This is a genomic window from Methylobacterium sp. GC_Met_3 (genome assembly GCF_026540775.1).
Taxonomy (GTDB): domain Bacteria; phylum Pseudomonadota; class Alphaproteobacteria; order Rhizobiales; family Beijerinckiaceae; genus Methylobacterium.
Window position 1 is genome coordinate 485,553 of record NZ_JALNUL010000001.1, and the last position, 14,496, is coordinate 500,048.

Consider the following 14,496-nt stretch of genomic DNA (forward strand, 5'->3'; position numbering starts at 1 on the left):
ATTGTTTCGTCTCATGCGCGGGGGCTAGAGCATGCGCGATCGATTTCGATCCGGAACTGATAGGGTGGCGGTCCGGCCATCCCAGGCGTGACATGAGCCTCGGCAAGCGTTTCCTTCGTCAGCCCGGCGTACAGCGTCTGCTCGGCCGCTTCGCGGCGGCGTACCTGCGGCTGGTGCAGCGGACCAACCCTTTCGTGGTCCAGGCCGGCGGCGTGCCGGCCGGGCAGGCCAATGCCTGGATCGACGCGCACACGCCGATGATCGCCGGCATGTGGCACGGCCAGCACATCATGATGCCCCTGATGCGCCGGTCCCACGACAGGGTTGCCACGATCATCTCGCGAAACACGGACGGCAACATCAACACCATCGCGCTGGAGCGGCTCGGCGTCCGGGTGATGCGGGCCTCGGGCGCCCGCGGCCGGAATCGGGCCGCGGACGTACGCGCCAAGGGCGGTGCCGAAGGGCTGCGGGCCATGCTGCGGGCGCTCAAGGACGGTGAGTCCGTGGCGTTCAGCGCGGACGTGCCGAAGGTCTCGCGCCGGTGCGACGCCGGCATCCTGACCCTGGCCCGCCTCTCGGGGCGACCCATCATCCCGGCCGCCGTCGTGACGAGCCGGCATCTCCGCTTCAAGTCCTGGGACCGCGCCTGTCTAGGCCTGCCGTTCGGGCGCGGCGCGATCGTGCTGGGCGATCCGATCTATGTGCCGCGCGACAGCGCGGGCGAAGCCTTCGAAACGCTCCGGCGCTTCGTCGAGGCCGAGATGAACCGGGTCCATGCCCGCGCCTACGCGCTGGTCGGGCGCGCCGACCGGGCGGCGCTCTACCGCGATGCGCCCACGGTCGAGGCCGCCGCACCCGTGGGAGACGCCGCATGAGGCGTCCCTCCGTGACCCTGCCGCTGCAGGCTTACCGGGCCGGCCTGTGGGTCGGCGAGCCGGCCCTGTCCGGGCTCCTCGCGTGGCGGGCGCAGCGCGGCAAGGAGGATCCGCTGCGGCTCCCCGAGCGGCGCGGCTCGCCCGGGCGGGCCCGCCCGGTCGGTCCCCTGGCGTGGATGCACGGCGCCAGCGTCGGCGAGGCCCTGTCGCTGATCGGTCTCGTGGAGGGCATGATCGCCCGCGGGTTCTCGGTTCTGGTGACCACGGGCACCCGCGCGGCCGCCGACCTGATCGGCGCCCGCCTGCCGGTCGGCGCCGTCCATCAGTACATGCCCCTCGATGCCCCGCGCTGGATGGCGCGCTTCCTCGATCACTGGCAGCCGAACCTCGCGGTCGTCGCTGAATCGGAGATCTGGCCCAACATGATCCTGGCGCTCGACGAGCGCGAGATTCCGCTGATCCTGGTCAACGGCCGCATGTCGGAACGCTCGTTCCGCGGCTGGGAGCGTTGCCCGCGCACCGCCAAGGCACTCCTGTCGCGGATCGCGATCTGCCTCAGCCAGACCCAGGACGATGCGGCCCGCTTCGCCCAGCTCGGCGCGCCGCGCGTGAGCATCTCCGGCAACCTGAAATTCGACGCCTCGGTGCCCCCGGCCGATCCGCAGCAACTCGCGTATCTGGGGTCCATGGTGGCCGGACGGCCGATCTGGATCGCGGCCAGCACGCATACGGGTGAGGATTCCACCATTGCGTACGCACACGCCCTGTTGAAGGAGCGCTTCCCACAGCTGCTCACGCTCATTGCCCCGCGGCATCCGTCCCGGGGCGCGGAGGTCGTCGAGTGTGCATCAGCCCTGGGCCTGCGGAGCGCCCGGCGCTCCGCCGGAGGGCGCCCCCACCCGTCCGTGGACGTCTATGTCGCCGACACGATCGGCGAGTTGGGCTTGTTCTACCGCCTCGCTCCCCTGGGGTTCCTCGGCGGCTCGCTGGTGAGCCGGGGCGGCCAGAACCCGATCGAGCCGGTGCGCCTCGGCACGGCGGTGCTGCATGGACCGCATGTCGAGAATTTCGGCACAGTCTACCAAGCGCTCGATCGAGCCGGCGGGGCCGTAGCGGTACAGGACGGCGTCGAACTGGCCGCGGTCGCGGGCGAGCTCCTCGGGAATCAGGCTCGGCTCGCCACCATGACGCAGGCGGGACAGCGGGCCCTTCAGCCCTTTGAGGGGGCTGTGGCCCGCACGCTCGCGGTACTCGACCCGTTCGTCGCGCAGATGAAGTTGCAACGCCTCGACCGGGGCGGTCGCGTGCGCCCGCTCGCGCGGGCCTGATGCGGCCTCCGGGATTCTGGGCTTCCGGACCGGACCATCCGTTGGCGCGCGTCCTGGCACCCGCGGGGGCAGCCTACGGGGCGCTGGTCGCCCGGCGCATGGACCGGACGGGCGTGCGGGCGGGCTGTCCGGTTCTGTGCCTAGGCAACTTCACCCTCGGTGGGGCGGGGAAGACGCCCGCCGCGCTCACCGTCGCGGGTCTGCTTGCCGAACTCGGGCGTACACCCACCTTCCTGTCCCGCGGCTATGGCGGCCGGACGGCCGGTCCGGTGCAGGTCGATCCGCGCCGGCACAGCGCCGTGGAGGTCGGCGACGAGCCGTTGCTGCTCGCCCGTCAGGCGCCGACGATCGTCGCGCGCGATCGGCCGGGAGGAGCCGCCCTGTGTCGGAGACTGGGTGCCGACGCCATCGTGATGGATGACGGGCTGCAGAACCCGTCGCTCGTGAAGGATCTCAGCCTCGTGGTCGTCGATGCACCCGTCGGCGTGGGCAACGGCCTGCCCGTTCCGGCGGGGCCACTGCGGGCGCTGCTCGCCCGGCAATGGCCCCATGTCGGCGGCTTGATCGTCATCGGTGAAGGGGCGCCGGGCGACGCCATCGCCCGGGCCGCCGCGGGCCGGGGCGTTCCGGTCCACCGCGCACGCCTCGTCCGGGAGACGGACGATTGGGTCGGCCGACGCTGCCTCGCCTTCGCGGGCATCGGGCGCCCGGAAAAATTCTTTGCCACCCTGGTTGAGGCAGGGGCCACGCTCGCCGCGCAGCGCGCCTTCCCGGATCACCATGCCTATCGGGACGGCGAACTGGCCGCCCTGGTCGAGGCGGCGCGGCGACTCCATGCCGAGCTTGTCACGACCGAGAAGGACGCCGTGCGCCTGCCCGCGTCCTTCGTGGCCCAGGTGCGGGTGCTGCGCGTGCACCTCGTGTTCGATGATCCGGACGCCGTACGCCGCCAGCTGCGACAGGTGCTCGATGCCGCTCCCTGACGATCAGGGCCGGCCGGTCTCCTTCAGCCGCTTCCGGATCGCCTCGGGGGAGGAATAGGCCTCCTGGCGCAGCGCGCTCCAGTAGCGCAGCCCATCGAGGGGGATCGGCTCGCCGGTCACCGCGCAGCGCACGAAGCTGCCGGGCTTGACCACCCGCATGGTGCCGTCGCCGTACTCGACCACCGCTTCGCCGTTGTTCGCGCGCTCGTAACGACCCAGCACGTCCGCCTCCTGCTTGATGCCGCCCTTCTACACGATCAGCGCGGCCGGCGATCCCCCCGGGACCTCAGTCCAGCATCGACCGGGTTGCATCGTGCGCCAGCAGGGACCGCGCCGCGTCGGCGTCGATGTGCATCCGTTCGACCAGCGCCTCGGCGCTGGCGAACCGCTCCTCGCCGCGGATATAGCCCACGAACTCCACGGCGATCTCCTGACCGTAAAGATCGCCGGAGAAATCGAACAGGTAGGACTCGAGGAGCGGCGCCCCATCGTCGAAGGTCGGGCGGCGGCCGTAGCTGGCTACACCATCGCGGAACCGGCCCGATGCGAGGCGCACCCGCACCGCGTAGATCCCGTGCGCAAGACCGCAATCGGGCACCATCACGTTGGCGGTGGGAAAGCCGAGCTGCCGGCCGCGCTTGTCGCCGTGGCGGACGGGGCCCAGCACGAACCAGCGGTAGCCCAGCAGGGCGTTGGCCCGGGCGACGTCCCCCGCGGCGAGCGCCGCGCGGATCGCACTCGACGAGACCGGGTCTGCCTCGTCGCTGAGGGCGACCGGCGCCACGATGCGGCAGCTCAGGCCCGCCTCCCGGCACAGATCAGCCAGGACCGCAGGTGTGCCCTCACGGCCACGGCCGAAATGAAAATCGTGACCGACCACCACGCCGGACAGGCCGAGCGAGTCCTTCAGGAAGTCGATCACGAAGGCGCGCGCGCCCGTGGCGGCGAGCGCCCCGTCGAACCGGCGCACGATCAGCCCATCGAGCCCCAGGCGCGCGAACACGACCTCCTTGGCGGCGAGGCTGGTGAGGCGGAACATCGGCGCGTCGGGGGTGAAATAGGCCCGCGGGTGCGGCTCGAAGGTCAGCACGACGGCCGGCCGGCCGGCGTCCCGAGCCACCGCCCGCACGCTCTCCACGAGGACGCGATGGCCGAGATGGATGCCGTCGAAATTGCCGATCGCTGCCACGGCCCCCGCAAGGTCCGGCGGAACCGGCGTGTCAGGACGGCCGATGGTGAAGGACCGCGCCGCCGTCTCGTCGCCTGAGGCCATTGTGTCGGGGTCGGATACGCGAAAGGTCGGGTTCGGATCGCAGGCCATGCCCGCATGGGGGCCGACGCGACCGGACCCTGCCGAAAGGTGCCCGGAGGGTCAAGCGAGGGGCGGATGCCGCGGTGCAACACTTTGGCATCCCATGCGCCGCCGGCTGCAATTAACGGCTTCGCAATGCGCAGGCCCTATTTAAAATCACGTGCGGCGCAGCTAAATTGCAGCCATAGCGAAGCGTTAATCTTTCCGGGAGCCGCCGCGGCCTCCCGCCGGGCAATTACGGAGTAGTGGTTCGATGGCTCTCGACTTGAGCATGCCGATCCTCGTTGTCGACGATTATCAGACGATGGTTCGCATTATTCGAAATCTTCTGAAGCAGCTCGGCTTTGAAGAGGTTGATGACGCTTCTGACGGCACCGAAGCACTGGCCCGTCTCAAGGACCGCAAGTACGGCCTTGTGATCTCGGACTGGAACATGGAGCCGATGACGGGGTACGAGCTGCTCCGGCATGTGCGCGCTGACGAAAATCTTCGCACGACACCGTTCATCATGGTGACCGCCGAATCGAAGACCGAGAACGTCATCGCCGCCAAGAAGGCCGGCGTGAACAACTACATCGTCAAGCCGTTCAACGCCGCTACCCTGAAATCGAAGATCGAAGCCGTCTGCGGCAGCTGATTGAGATCGATGACACGCGCCCCGCGCCGTCCGCCCGGCTCCCCGATCCTTCGGAAGTCGCCCGCACACGGCGCGGATGGTCCGGACGGTGGCCGATCTCAGGAGAACAGCATGTCGTTAGCCGCCCCCCGGCAGTCCGAAGTGCGGTTCCGGGAACCGCAGGCCGTCATCGCCGAGTTGAGCGAGATTGCCGAGTACATCTCCCATCTCCGCGAGGAGATCGGGGCCCTCCGCGCGAACGAGATGAGTCGCGACCGGATCCCCATGGCGCATGAGGAGCTCGGCAGCGTCGTCGCGGCGACGGCCGGCGCCACCAACACGATCATGGAAGCCGCCGAAGCCATGCTCGGTCTGCCCGACGGGCCGGGCTACCGCGCAGCGGTCGAAGAGCGCATCAACACGATCTTCGAGGCCTGCGCGTTCCAGGACATCACCGGGCAGCGGATCGCCAAAGTGGTCGAATCGCTGCGGCTGTTCGAGCAGCGCCTGGCTCGGTTCGTAGGCGCCGTGAAGGCGCGCGACACTGCCTCCACGGACCCGACCGAGCGTACCCGCCGGGCCCGGGCCGAGGATCTGATGCTCAACGGCCCCCAGGCAGACGGAGCCGTGCCGTCCCAGGACGATATCGACGCGCTGTTCGGCTGAGTCGATTCGCTCGGCGCCTGTCGACTCGCCGGCCCTGCGCCGGTTAGAGGGGCCTGGCGACCTGTCGCCGCCCGGCGCAGGGGGAGGTCCCGGCAGGCATGGCGGCGCGGTTCTGGTCCGACTTCACTACGGATGAACTGGCGAGCCGCGACATGCGGCGCGCCATTGCGGTGCTGCCGGTGGCCGCCATCGAGCAGCATGGCCCGCATCTGCCGCTCGCGACCGATACGATCGTCGCGGAGGGCTACCTCGCTGGCGTGTGCGCGCGCGCGCCGGCTGATCTCGACGTACTGATCCTGCCCGTGCAGGCGATCGGCAAGTCCGACGAACACGATGATTTCCCGGGCACGCTCTCGCTGGACACCGGGACGGCGCTGGCCGCCTGGACGGGGATCGGCACCGCCCTCCACCGGGCCGGCTGTCGCAAGCTCGTGATGGTTTCGAGCCACGGCGGCAACAGCGCGATCATTGATCTCGCGGCGGCCGAGCTGCGCGCGCGGCACGGGATGGTGGCGGTGACGACCGCCTGGGCGCGGTTCGGCTATCCGGAGGGTCTGTTTCCGGCCGGCGAGATCACCCACGGCATCCATGCCGGCGGCGTCGAGACCGCGCTGATGCTGGCGCTGCGGCCGGACCTCGTGCGGACCGACCGGATCGCCGATTTCCCGCCGCGGACGCTTGCGATGGTCCGCGATTTCACCCATCTGCGCGCCGGCCGGCCCGCGGCCTTCGCCTGGAAGGCGGGCGACCTTCACCCGTCCGGCGCCATCGGCGACGCGCGCCTCGGCACCGCGGAGGCCGGGCGCGCGGCCCTGGCGCATGGGGCTGAAGCCTTCGTGGCGCTGCTGCGCGACGTGGACGCGTTCGAACTCGACGGGTCGGACCCCGCGTAACCGCCGCCGCCGCAGGGCGAAGAGAAAGGTGCGCCGGATCGATCCACCGGCGCGCAGGAATCTCGTCCATGCGCCCTGTCGTCTCGATCGCCCTCGCCCTCCTCGGTGCCGCCCTCGGCCCGGCCGCGGCCACGGAACGCCCAGTCGTCGTCGAGCTCTTCACGTCGCAGAGCTGCTCCTCCTGTCCGCCCGCGGAGGCGCTGATCGGGCGCCTCGCGCATGAAGGCGCCGAAATCTTGCCGCTCGCGTTCCACGTCACCTACTGGAACCATCTGAATTGGCGCGATCCCTACGCGCTGCCGGCCGCGACCGCGCGGCAGGAGGCCTATGCGGCCCGGCTCGGCGGGCCCACCTACACGCCGCAGGCCGTGATCGACGGAACGGTCGGCCTCGTCGGATCCGACGAGGCGGCTGTGCGCGGCGCCATCGCGCGGGCCCGGGCGGCCGGACCCGGCATCCCGCTGGCTCTGACCCGCGAAGGCGATCAACTCGTCGTACGGGTCGGCACCGGGAACGGCGCCGCGCAGGTGGTGCTGGTCGGGTACGATCCGAGCCACACCACGAGGGTACTGCGCGGCGAGAATGCCGGGCGCACCCTGGAGCAGGCCAACGTCGTCCGCGCGATCCGCGATCTCGGCCGCTGGTCCGGGGGCGCTGCGACCTTCGCGGCGGCGCGTCCGGAGGGTGAGGCGGCGGCCGTTCTGCTTCAGGCGGAGGACGGGCGCATCCTCGCTGCCGCCCGCCTCGATCAGGATGGGGTGCAGCGGGAGGCGCTGCGATGATCCTCGCCGTGCAGGCCGGGTTCGCAACGTGCGGCTGGTCGCTGGCGCCGGGCTCCGAGGCCGGGCAAGATGCGGCCCGAGCCGGGGGGCGGAACGGCGGCGGGGCCCGGATGGTGCTCGAAGAGGAACTCGCGGGTCTGATGGCGTCGGCGCAACGCGGCGATGCCGCTGCCTATCGCGCGCTGCTGAAGGCCTGTCTACCGGTCGTCTCGGCGATCGCCCGGTCGCAGGGCGTGCGCGGCGAGGCGGTGGACGACGTCGTGCAGGACACGTTGATGACCGTCCATCGGGCGCGGGCGAGCTACGATCCCGACCGGCCGTTCATGCCCTGGCTGCGGGCCATCACGCAGCGGCGGGCGATCGATCGGTTGCGCCGGTCGGGCCGCCGCCCCCGGGAGGTCAACGATCCCCTCGCCTACGAGGCCGAGGTCGATCCCGGCCCGGCGCCTGGCCAGAGCCTCGAGGCGCGGGACCGTGCCGCAGCGCTCGCCCGCGCGGTGGCTTCCCTGCCCGATGGGCAGCGGCAGGCGGTCGAGCAGCTCGGCCTGCGCGAGCTGTCGCTCGACGAGGCCGCGGCGCTCACCGGCCGCAGCAAGGGCGCACTGAAGGTCAATCTGCATCGGGCGCTGAAAGCGCTCCGGACCAGCCTGACGCGGGAGGCGGAGTGATGGCTGAGCGTGCCGGCTGCGAAACCACCCGTCACGATCGGCTCGTCGAGGCACTGGCCGGCGGGCTGGAGCCGGTCCGGCCGCTGCCGGCGCCGGGGATCCGCACGGCTGTGTGGCTCGGCGCGGCGCTTCTGGCCGGGCTGCTGCTGGTGGCCGAGGCCGGCATGACGGGCTTCATGCTGCGCATGCACGTGCCGGATCTCGCCCTGGCGGCGATCGGCGCCGTGCTCACCGCGATCACGGCGGCCTACGCGGCCTTCGCCACGAGCGTTCCGGGCCGCTCGGGCCGGTGGGCGCTGCTGCCGCTGCCGCCCCTCGCCCTCTGGATCGGCGCCAGCGGGTTGGGCTGCCTGCGGGAGTGGATCGCCCCCGGGACCGACCTCCCGGGTGCCCATACGGTGACGGACTGCTTCAGCTTCCTGATCTGCGCCTCGGTGCCGCTGTCGGTGCTGATCGTGATGATGCTGCGCCGCGCCTGCCCGCTGCGGCCGAACCTGACGGCGGCGCTCGGCGGCCTCGCGGTGTCGGCGGCTGCGGCGGCTCTGCTGATGCCGGTCCACCCGCATGACGCCACCGCGACGGATCTCCTGATGCATGCGGCGGCGGTCGCCATCGTGATCGCGGTGAACGGTCTGGCCGGGGGACGGCTGCTGGCCCCGTCATCGCGCGCGGAGCCGGTCTGATCCGGGGTCTCGGGTTTCCAAAGGGCTTGAGCCCTTTGGTGGGTTGTCAGGGCAAAGCCCTGACGGACTCGAGGGCTCTACCCGGGACCCGCGAAAGGTCTCGACCTTTCGAAACCCGGACTTGTCGCTGCGCGCGCGAGGATGGCCGCCTTCAGCCGGCCTGCGGATCGAGTGCCGGCCAGTCCACGATCCGGTCCGGGTATTCCTCGTCCGCAAACTCCTCCTCGTTGCCGGAGAGCCGGCCGCGCACCGAGATGCCGGCCTCGTGGACGCTCGCGGCCCGACCCGAGATCAGCGGGTGCCAGGGATAGAGCGGCTCGCCGTCCCGCAAGAGGCGGTAGGCACAGGTCTGCGGCAGCCAGGCGATGGCCCGCACCGCCTCGGGCGTCAGCCGGACGCAATCGGGCACCCGCTTCTGGCGGCGGACATAGTCGCGGCACCGGCAGGTCAGACCGTCGAGCAGCGTGCAGCCGATATCGGTGTGGTGGACCTCGCCCGTGTCCTCATCCTCGAGCTTCAGCAGGCAGCAACGGCCGCAGCCGTCGCACAGGCTTTCCCACTCGGCGGGGGTCATGGCTTCGAGCGTCTTGGTGCGCCAGAACGGCTCGGCCGCCCCGTGGCGCACCGCCTCGGGCTTGGGCATCGATGTGGTCTCTCGATCGGAAGGGCGTCTCTCTGCCCGAGCCGGGGCGGCGGAGCAAGCGTAGCCGCGATCCCGCGACCGGGTCGCGTCCCCGCGCGTTATGCCCAAGCGCGTCCGCGGCGATTCGCGAGACTGCGCAGAGCCTCGCCCGCGGTTCCGGATCCTGCTATGGAGGAGGATGCCGTGCGGTGGCCCGGCCGCAGCTCCCATGTCTGCGGTGCAGACGCTCCACGCCCCGCCGCAGAGGCGCTCGACAAGCCGGGTTCGACATCGTGCGCCTGCCGACGCTCACCGAGATCAAGGTTCGCCTGGAACGGGCCGCCCTCGCCTTCGACGCCTGGGTCAACGCCAGCCTGTACGACAGCGGCCGCTCGACCGGCGAAGCCTATGAGCGCTTCCGGCGCGTCATGGGCCGCTTCGCCGTGCGCGGCTGGAAGCGCGCCGTGCTCGATCTCACCAGCGAGGGCGTCACCATCGGCACCGGGGGCGCCGTGCTGATGCTGGCCTTCGCGCAACCCGCCTTCCAGCTCACCAGCGAGAATTGGCTGAAGCAGCAGGATCTCGCGGTCACCTTCCTCGACCGCTACGGCACCGAGGTCGGACGGCGCGGCATCAAGCATGACGACTCGCTCAAGCTCGACGAGTTTCCCGACATCATGATCAAGGCGCTGGTCTCGACCGAGGACCGGCGCTTCTACGAGCACTGGGGCATCGATCCGATCGGCACCCTGCGGGCGCTGGTGAACAACTCGAAGGGCGGCAGCGGCACGCAGGGCGGCTCGTCGATCACCCAGCAGCTCGCCAAGAATCTGTTCCTCACCAACGAGCGGTCCCTGGAGCGCAAGATCAACGAGGCCTTCCTGGCGCTCTGGCTGGAGAGCCACCTCACCAAGAACGAGATTCTGAAACTCTATCTCGACCGCGCCTATATGGGCGGCGGCACCTTCGGCGCCGTGGCGGCGGCGGATTACTATTTCGGCAAGCCGCTCAAGGATATCAGCCTCGCGGAAGCTGCCATGCTGGCGGGCCTGTTCAAGGCGCCGACCAAGTACGCGCCGCACGTCAACCTGCCGGCGGCCCGCGCCCGGGCGGCGGACGTGCTGCACAACATGGTGGAGGCGGGCTTCGTCACCGAGGGCCAGATCCAGACGGCTTTGCGCAACCCGGCGACGCCGGTCACCCGAACCCGCGACATCACCGCCGACTACTACCTCGACTGGGCCTTCGGCGAGATCAAGGGCATGGCCGACGCCGGCAAGCTGCGCAACGACCGCGTGCTGACCGTGAAGACACCGCTCGATCTCGCGATCCAGAAGCGGGCCGACGAGGTGGTGGCCGACACGCTGCGCAAGTCCGGCGACGCCATGGATGTCGACGAGGCCGCCATGGTGATCCTCGACCCCGACGGGGCACTGCGCGCCATGGTGGGCGGCGCCGATTACGGCGAGAGCCAGTTCAACCGCGCCACCGACGCGCTGCGCCAGCCCGGCTCGTCGTTCAAGCCCTACGTCTACTCGGCCGCGCTCAATTCGGGTCTGTTCAAGCCCGAAACGGTGGTGGTCGACAGCCCGGTCTGCATCGGCAACTGGTGCCCGCAGAATTACGGCCGCTCTTATGCCGGCCGCGTGCCGATGTGGCTCGCGGTGGCGAAGTCGATCAACACGATCCCGATCAAGATCTCGATCGCGCTCGGCAAGGGGATGGGCATCACCCACGAGGCCAAGGCCGCCAAGGCCGGCCGCACCAAGATCATCGACCTCGCCCACAAGATGGGCATCACCTCGAACCTGATCGATACGGTCTCGATGCCGATCGGCTCGGACGAGGTGACGGTGATCGACCAAGCCGCGGGCTATGCGGTGTTCGCCAATGGCGGCTTCCGCGCCAAACCCTACGCCGCCATGGAGGTGAAGAACTCCTCCGGTGAGGTGATCTACCGCCACGCCGACGAGGCACCGGAGCGGGTGCTCGCGCCCCAGGTCGTGGCCGACATGAACTTCATGCTCAACAAGGTGGTCGAGGAGGGCACCGGCAAGCGGGCCCAGCTCGAGGGCGTGAAGGTCGCCGGCAAGTCCGGCACCACGAACGCCTACCGGGACGCGTGGTTCGTTGGCTACACGGGCAATTATGTCGGCGCCGTCTGGTTCGGCAACGACGACCACACTTCGACCAACAAGCTGACCGGCGGCTCGCTCCCGGCCCAGACCTGGCACGACGTGATGGAGCCGGCCCACCAGGGCATCGAGATCAAGCCCCTGCCCGGCCTGAAGGAAAGCCCCCGGGCCGCCCAGCAGCAGGCCTCCGGCGGGCCGACCGCGCCGATCGATCCCAATGCCAGCGCCTATGGCAAGCTCTCGCGCCGCTCCTTCGAGGTGATCAATGGCCTGAACGGGCTGTTCCGCACGGTCGAGCGTGTGCCCGCCGGCGCAGGCGACGCCCAGAAGGGCGCCCGCAAGCCCGACGACCGCGCCTCGTCCGGTCCCCTCGACAGGGCGCGGGCGATGGCCGAGGGCAGCCGCGCGACCGGCGGCTTCGTCGAGGTCCGGTGAGCGCATGAGGGACGCGATTCCGGTACCCAGCGGCCATGCGGTCGCATCCGGGCAGGCCCCGCGCGGCGGCGTGATCCGCTTCATCCGGCGCCTGTGGCGGAAGAGTTCGGTGGCCGGGCTCGCCGTCTACGCTTTGGCGCTCGGCGGTGTACTCGGTCTCGCCAGCGCCGACTGGGCGACCAGCGGCGGTTACCCCTTCGGCGGCGTGCAGGTCGGTGCCTGGACAGCCTGGCCCCGGGCCGGCGCCGCGAATGCCGATCCCTACACCCGCGCGGTCAACGCGCGCCGGGGCGAGATCCCCCTCGCGGTGGGTGAGGGGCTGCTCCTCACGGCGGCTGCGGACGATGCCGGTCAGGCGCTCGATGCCACCTGCACCTATCGGATCGGCGGCGGGACGCCCCCGGCCCGGGCCTGGACCATCACGGTGGCCGGCCGTGGGGCCCATGAACCCGGACGGCCGACGCTACGCGAGGGCTTCACCTCCACCGAGGTCCTCCGATCGGCCGAAGGCCGGTTCGCGGTGGTGCTCGCGCCCGACGTCCAGCCGGGCAACTGGCTTCCGAGCCCCCGGGCGAGCGGGCCGGTGCGTCTGGCGCTGCGCCTCTACGACACGCCGGCCGCCGCCAGCGCCGGATCCCTCGACCGGTCCTCGGTGCCGGCCATCACCCGCCTGGGATGCGCATCGTGAGCCTGCGCGTCGTCTACGCCACACTGGTCGGTCTCGTGCTGGCTGGGATCGTCCACGTCGCGGCGGTGCTGGCCATCCCCGTCCTGTCGGAGAAGGATGCCGTCTCGCGCGCCGGGACCAGCGAGAACCTGGACCATCCGCAGCCGATCTACACGGTGGCGACCGGCGACGACCCCTCCCCGCCCGAGGCGTGGCTGCCGATCTCGGATCCCGCCGTGGCGGTGGGCGTCTGTGCCTACGATCTGGCCGACGGGCCGATGCGCGTCTCGGCGCGGACCGGGGCGCTGTCCCTGTCGCTCGCCGCTCATGCGCGGCGCGGTGCCTTCTACGCGGTGACCGATCAGGCGGCGGTGCGCGGCGCCCTCGACCTCGTGATCCTCACCCGTGCTCAGTACGACGAGGCGCTGGCCGACGACGACGAGAACGATCCGAGCCGCGACGTACGGATCGTCGCGCCGGATACGCGTGGCTTTGTGGTGGTGCGGGTGATCGCCGGCCTGCCGAGCCAGCGCCCGGCCGCGAACGCCGCGATCCAGGCTGTTTCCTGCACCACCGATACAGCGACGGACGATGCGTCGGCGGGCAAGGACTCGTCCGGCAAGGGTGCGGGGCGGTAGCGGAGCGCCGCCGGCACCCCGTTGCAGGCTGTGTTTCAGCCCAAAATGGGCTGGAGCGTGAGAGGCGACAGACCCGCCGAGGCTCTGCCGGTTTGAGCCGCGGATATGGCCGTGAACGTGCATCCGTTGTCGCAGAACATGCGCAGCGTTTGCCGATCCAGGCCGATGTCACCGAGCATGGCGTCGTCGAGCGCCGACAGGATCCGATAGTTGCGCGCCGCCGTGCGCGCTTTTCGAGCGGATGTCAGGTACGAAAAGATCATGGTCTATACTCCATGCGAGCAAAGACGTGCCGTTTGGTCAGTTGATGACCCTGATGATTATTAGTGTTCTGGTTGATATAAACATCACCCATTCGAATTAAGGGCCGACACTATTCAAGTCACTCAGGCGACAGGTCTGGCCTGACGGCGATCGGTTGCGGGCAGAGCAGGAGCAGGCGCATCAGCTCCGCCTGTCGGCGCGCGCCGGTCTTCTCGAAGATGTGCCGGAGGTGGACCTTCGCCGTGTTCGGTTTAATGCCCCGGCGCACCGCGCTCGCGGCCAGGTCGTGCCCGGCCAGGACATCGGCAGCCAGAGCTGCCTCGGCGGGCGTCAAGCCGAACTGGCTCTGCAGGACAGACGTGTCCGGCGGCCGAACCGATGCCGGATCGGTGAAGCGCAGGAGCACGGTCGACGTGGCGATCGAGCCGACCGGCGCGGGGATCGCGCACGCGGCGACGAGGAGCACGCCGTGCTCGCTCACGAGGCGGGCCGATCTCCCGCCGTCGGCAGCACACCCCGCGATGACGCTGCGAAGGGTGACGCCTGCGCTGGGTGACGGGCCGCGCAGATGGCCGCCTTCGAGACGCAGAAGCCCGGCGCGGACCAGGGCGTGCCCGGCGCGATTCAGGAAATGGACCCGCGCGGACGGGTCGGTCACCGCCACCCCCTGTTCGAAATTGTTGACCAGGATGCCGAGCGCCATGTCCACGAGTGTCGGGCCGGCGCAGGCGTGTTCGGCTTTGGCGACGCCCCGACTGCGAAACGCCGCGCCGTTGCCCGGTTCGTGCACTGTATCGGACCCGCCCGCCCAACTTCTGTCCGTCCCCTGCGGGAAGCGATCTGCGATGGCGATCACGCGCGGCCCCTCGATGTCTGCATAGAACGACATCATCGGAAACCCGGCGAGCCGCGGACTTATTCCCAGG

General features: G+C 70.4%; 17 protein-coding genes. 12 read left to right on the forward strand and 5 right to left on the reverse strand.

Annotated features, from left to right (window positions below):
- Nucleotides 1-92 precede the first annotated feature (92 nt).
- Genes OXS27_RS02390 through lpxK form a run of 3 tightly spaced genes read left to right on the forward strand, consistent with a single transcriptional unit; the run spans nucleotide 93 to nucleotide 3,189 of the window.
- A complete protein-coding gene (locus OXS27_RS02390; protein ID WP_267354011.1) occupies nucleotides 93-878 on the forward strand; it encodes a lysophospholipid acyltransferase family protein in 786 nt (261 codons plus the stop codon).
- Nucleotides 875-2,206: a 3-deoxy-D-manno-octulosonic acid transferase gene (locus OXS27_RS02395; RefSeq protein ID WP_267354013.1), complete on the forward strand. Its 1,332-nt coding sequence runs from the start codon at nucleotides 875-877 to the stop codon at nucleotides 2,204-2,206. The genes OXS27_RS02390 and OXS27_RS02395 overlap by 4 nt, the downstream gene beginning before the upstream one ends.
- Nucleotides 2,206-3,189, forward strand: a complete 984-nt coding sequence (lpxK, locus tag OXS27_RS02400; protein WP_267354015.1) for a tetraacyldisaccharide 4'-kinase — start codon at nucleotides 2,206-2,208, stop codon at nucleotides 3,187-3,189. The genes OXS27_RS02395 and lpxK overlap by 1 nt, the downstream gene beginning before the upstream one ends.
- Before the next feature lie 3 nt (nucleotides 3,190-3,192).
- Here the strand turns inward: lpxK and OXS27_RS02405 are convergent, their stop codons facing one another.
- Both OXS27_RS02405 and OXS27_RS02410 read right to left on the reverse strand, forming a co-directional pair.
- Complete coding sequence (locus OXS27_RS02405) at nucleotides 3,193-3,411, reverse strand: DUF2093 domain-containing protein (protein WP_267354017.1); 219 nt, start codon at nucleotides 3,409-3,411, stop codon at nucleotides 3,193-3,195.
- Nucleotides 3,412-3,475: 64 nt separating this feature from the next.
- Nucleotides 3,476-4,462, reverse strand: a complete 987-nt coding sequence (locus tag OXS27_RS02410) for a bifunctional riboflavin kinase/FAD synthetase (RefSeq protein WP_267354019.1) — start codon at nucleotides 4,460-4,462, stop codon at nucleotides 3,476-3,478.
- Nucleotides 4,463-4,754: 292 nt separating this feature from the next.
- On the opposite strand from OXS27_RS02410, the gene OXS27_RS02415 reads away from it, so the two are divergent.
- The 6 genes from OXS27_RS02415 to OXS27_RS02440 all read left to right on the forward strand — a co-directional run bounded on the left by OXS27_RS02415 (nucleotide 4,755) and on the right by OXS27_RS02440 (nucleotide 8,809).
- A complete protein-coding gene (locus OXS27_RS02415) occupies nucleotides 4,755-5,138 on the forward strand; it encodes a response regulator (protein ID WP_091719055.1) in 384 nt (127 codons plus the stop codon).
- 111 nt (nucleotides 5,139-5,249) lie between these two features.
- Nucleotides 5,250-5,783 (forward strand): protein phosphatase CheZ, encoded by a 534-nt coding sequence (locus OXS27_RS02420; protein WP_243916715.1) that lies wholly within the window; start codon nucleotides 5,250-5,252, stop codon nucleotides 5,781-5,783.
- Nucleotides 5,784-5,881: 98 nt separating this feature from the next.
- Entirely contained in the window at nucleotides 5,882-6,676 is a 795-nt protein-coding gene (locus OXS27_RS02425) for a creatininase family protein (RefSeq protein WP_267354025.1), read from the forward strand.
- A gap of 68 nt (nucleotides 6,677-6,744) precedes the next feature.
- Nucleotides 6,745-7,458: a DUF1223 domain-containing protein gene (locus tag OXS27_RS02430; RefSeq protein WP_267354027.1), complete on the forward strand. Its 714-nt coding sequence runs from the start codon at nucleotides 6,745-6,747 to the stop codon at nucleotides 7,456-7,458.
- Nucleotides 7,455-8,126 carry a sigma-70 family RNA polymerase sigma factor gene (locus tag OXS27_RS02435; protein ID WP_243916712.1) on the forward strand — a complete coding sequence of 224 codons (672 nt, stop codon included), beginning with the start codon at nucleotides 7,455-7,457 and terminating at the stop codon, nucleotides 8,124-8,126. The genes OXS27_RS02430 and OXS27_RS02435 overlap by 4 nt, the downstream gene beginning before the upstream one ends.
- Nucleotides 8,126-8,809: an NrsF family protein gene (locus tag OXS27_RS02440; protein WP_243916711.1), complete on the forward strand. Its 684-nt coding sequence runs from the start codon at nucleotides 8,126-8,128 to the stop codon at nucleotides 8,807-8,809. Before OXS27_RS02435 ends, OXS27_RS02440 begins: the two co-directional genes overlap by 1 nt.
- 151 nt (nucleotides 8,810-8,960) lie before the next feature.
- Here OXS27_RS02440 and OXS27_RS02445 read toward each other — a convergent pair whose 3' ends face one another.
- The gene (locus OXS27_RS02445; RefSeq protein WP_243916710.1) at nucleotides 8,961-9,452 is read right to left on the reverse strand and encodes a YcgN family cysteine cluster protein; all 492 of its coding nucleotides are present in this window, start codon (nucleotides 9,450-9,452) and stop codon (nucleotides 8,961-8,963) included.
- Between the two features lie 272 nt (nucleotides 9,453-9,724).
- Here OXS27_RS02445 and OXS27_RS02450 point away from each other — a divergent pair, with 272 nt between their 5' ends.
- The 3 genes from OXS27_RS02450 to OXS27_RS02460 are packed head-to-tail and all read left to right on the forward strand — an operon-like array spanning nucleotide 9,725 to nucleotide 13,306.
- The gene (locus tag OXS27_RS02450; protein WP_267354030.1) at nucleotides 9,725-12,001 is read left to right on the forward strand and encodes a PBP1A family penicillin-binding protein; all 2,277 of its coding nucleotides are present in this window, start codon (nucleotides 9,725-9,727) and stop codon (nucleotides 11,999-12,001) included.
- 4 nt (nucleotides 12,002-12,005) lie between these two features.
- Nucleotides 12,006-12,689 (forward strand): DUF1214 domain-containing protein, encoded by a 684-nt coding sequence (locus tag OXS27_RS02455; RefSeq protein ID WP_243916708.1) that lies wholly within the window; start codon nucleotides 12,006-12,008, stop codon nucleotides 12,687-12,689.
- Complete coding sequence (locus OXS27_RS02460) at nucleotides 12,677-13,306, forward strand: hypothetical protein (RefSeq protein ID WP_267354032.1); 630 nt, start codon at nucleotides 12,677-12,679, stop codon at nucleotides 13,304-13,306. The genes OXS27_RS02455 and OXS27_RS02460 overlap by 13 nt, the downstream gene beginning before the upstream one ends.
- Before the next feature lie 35 nt (nucleotides 13,307-13,341).
- On the opposite strand, the gene OXS27_RS02465 is transcribed toward OXS27_RS02460, so the two are convergent.
- Together OXS27_RS02465 and OXS27_RS02470 are read right to left on the reverse strand one after the other, a co-directional pair.
- Nucleotides 13,342-13,569 carry a DUF1127 domain-containing protein gene (locus OXS27_RS02465; protein WP_243916706.1) on the reverse strand — a complete coding sequence of 76 codons (228 nt, stop codon included), beginning with the start codon at nucleotides 13,567-13,569 and terminating at the stop codon, nucleotides 13,342-13,344.
- 119 nt (nucleotides 13,570-13,688) lie between these two features.
- Nucleotides 13,689-14,426, reverse strand: coding sequence for a helix-turn-helix transcriptional regulator (locus tag OXS27_RS02470; protein ID WP_267354034.1), 738 nt, complete (start codon nucleotides 14,424-14,426; stop codon nucleotides 13,689-13,691).
- Nucleotides 14,427-14,496: the final 70 nt, after the last annotated feature.

Coding starts and splice junctions, on each gene's coding strand:
- OXS27_RS02390 (WP_267354011.1), top strand. CDS start 93: ATGAGCCTCGGCAAGCGTTTCCTTCGTCAGCCCGGCGTACAGCGTCTG.
- OXS27_RS02395 (WP_267354013.1), top strand. CDS start 875: ATGAGGCGTCCCTCCGTGACCCTGCCGCTGCAGGCTTACCGGGCCGGC.
- lpxK (WP_267354015.1), top strand. CDS start 2,206: ATGCGGCCTCCGGGATTCTGGGCTTCCGGACCGGACCATCCGTTGGCG.
- OXS27_RS02410 (WP_267354019.1), bottom strand. CDS start 4,462: ATGGCCTCAGGCGACGAGACGGCGGCGCGGTCCTTCACCATCGGCCGT.
- OXS27_RS02415 (WP_091719055.1), top strand. CDS start 4,755: ATGGCTCTCGACTTGAGCATGCCGATCCTCGTTGTCGACGATTATCAG.
- OXS27_RS02420 (WP_243916715.1), top strand. CDS start 5,250: ATGTCGTTAGCCGCCCCCCGGCAGTCCGAAGTGCGGTTCCGGGAACCG.
- OXS27_RS02425 (WP_267354025.1), top strand. CDS start 5,882: ATGGCGGCGCGGTTCTGGTCCGACTTCACTACGGATGAACTGGCGAGC.
- OXS27_RS02430 (WP_267354027.1), top strand. CDS start 6,745: ATGCGCCCTGTCGTCTCGATCGCCCTCGCCCTCCTCGGTGCCGCCCTC.
- OXS27_RS02435 (WP_243916712.1), top strand. CDS start 7,455: ATGATCCTCGCCGTGCAGGCCGGGTTCGCAACGTGCGGCTGGTCGCTG.
- OXS27_RS02440 (WP_243916711.1), top strand. CDS start 8,126: ATGGCTGAGCGTGCCGGCTGCGAAACCACCCGTCACGATCGGCTCGTC.
- OXS27_RS02445 (WP_243916710.1), bottom strand. CDS start 9,452: ATGCCCAAGCCCGAGGCGGTGCGCCACGGGGCGGCCGAGCCGTTCTGG.
- OXS27_RS02455 (WP_243916708.1), top strand. CDS start 12,006: ATGAGGGACGCGATTCCGGTACCCAGCGGCCATGCGGTCGCATCCGGG.
- OXS27_RS02460 (WP_267354032.1), top strand. CDS start 12,677: ATGCGCATCGTGAGCCTGCGCGTCGTCTACGCCACACTGGTCGGTCTC.
- OXS27_RS02465 (WP_243916706.1), bottom strand. CDS start 13,569: ATGATCTTTTCGTACCTGACATCCGCTCGAAAAGCGCGCACGGCGGCG.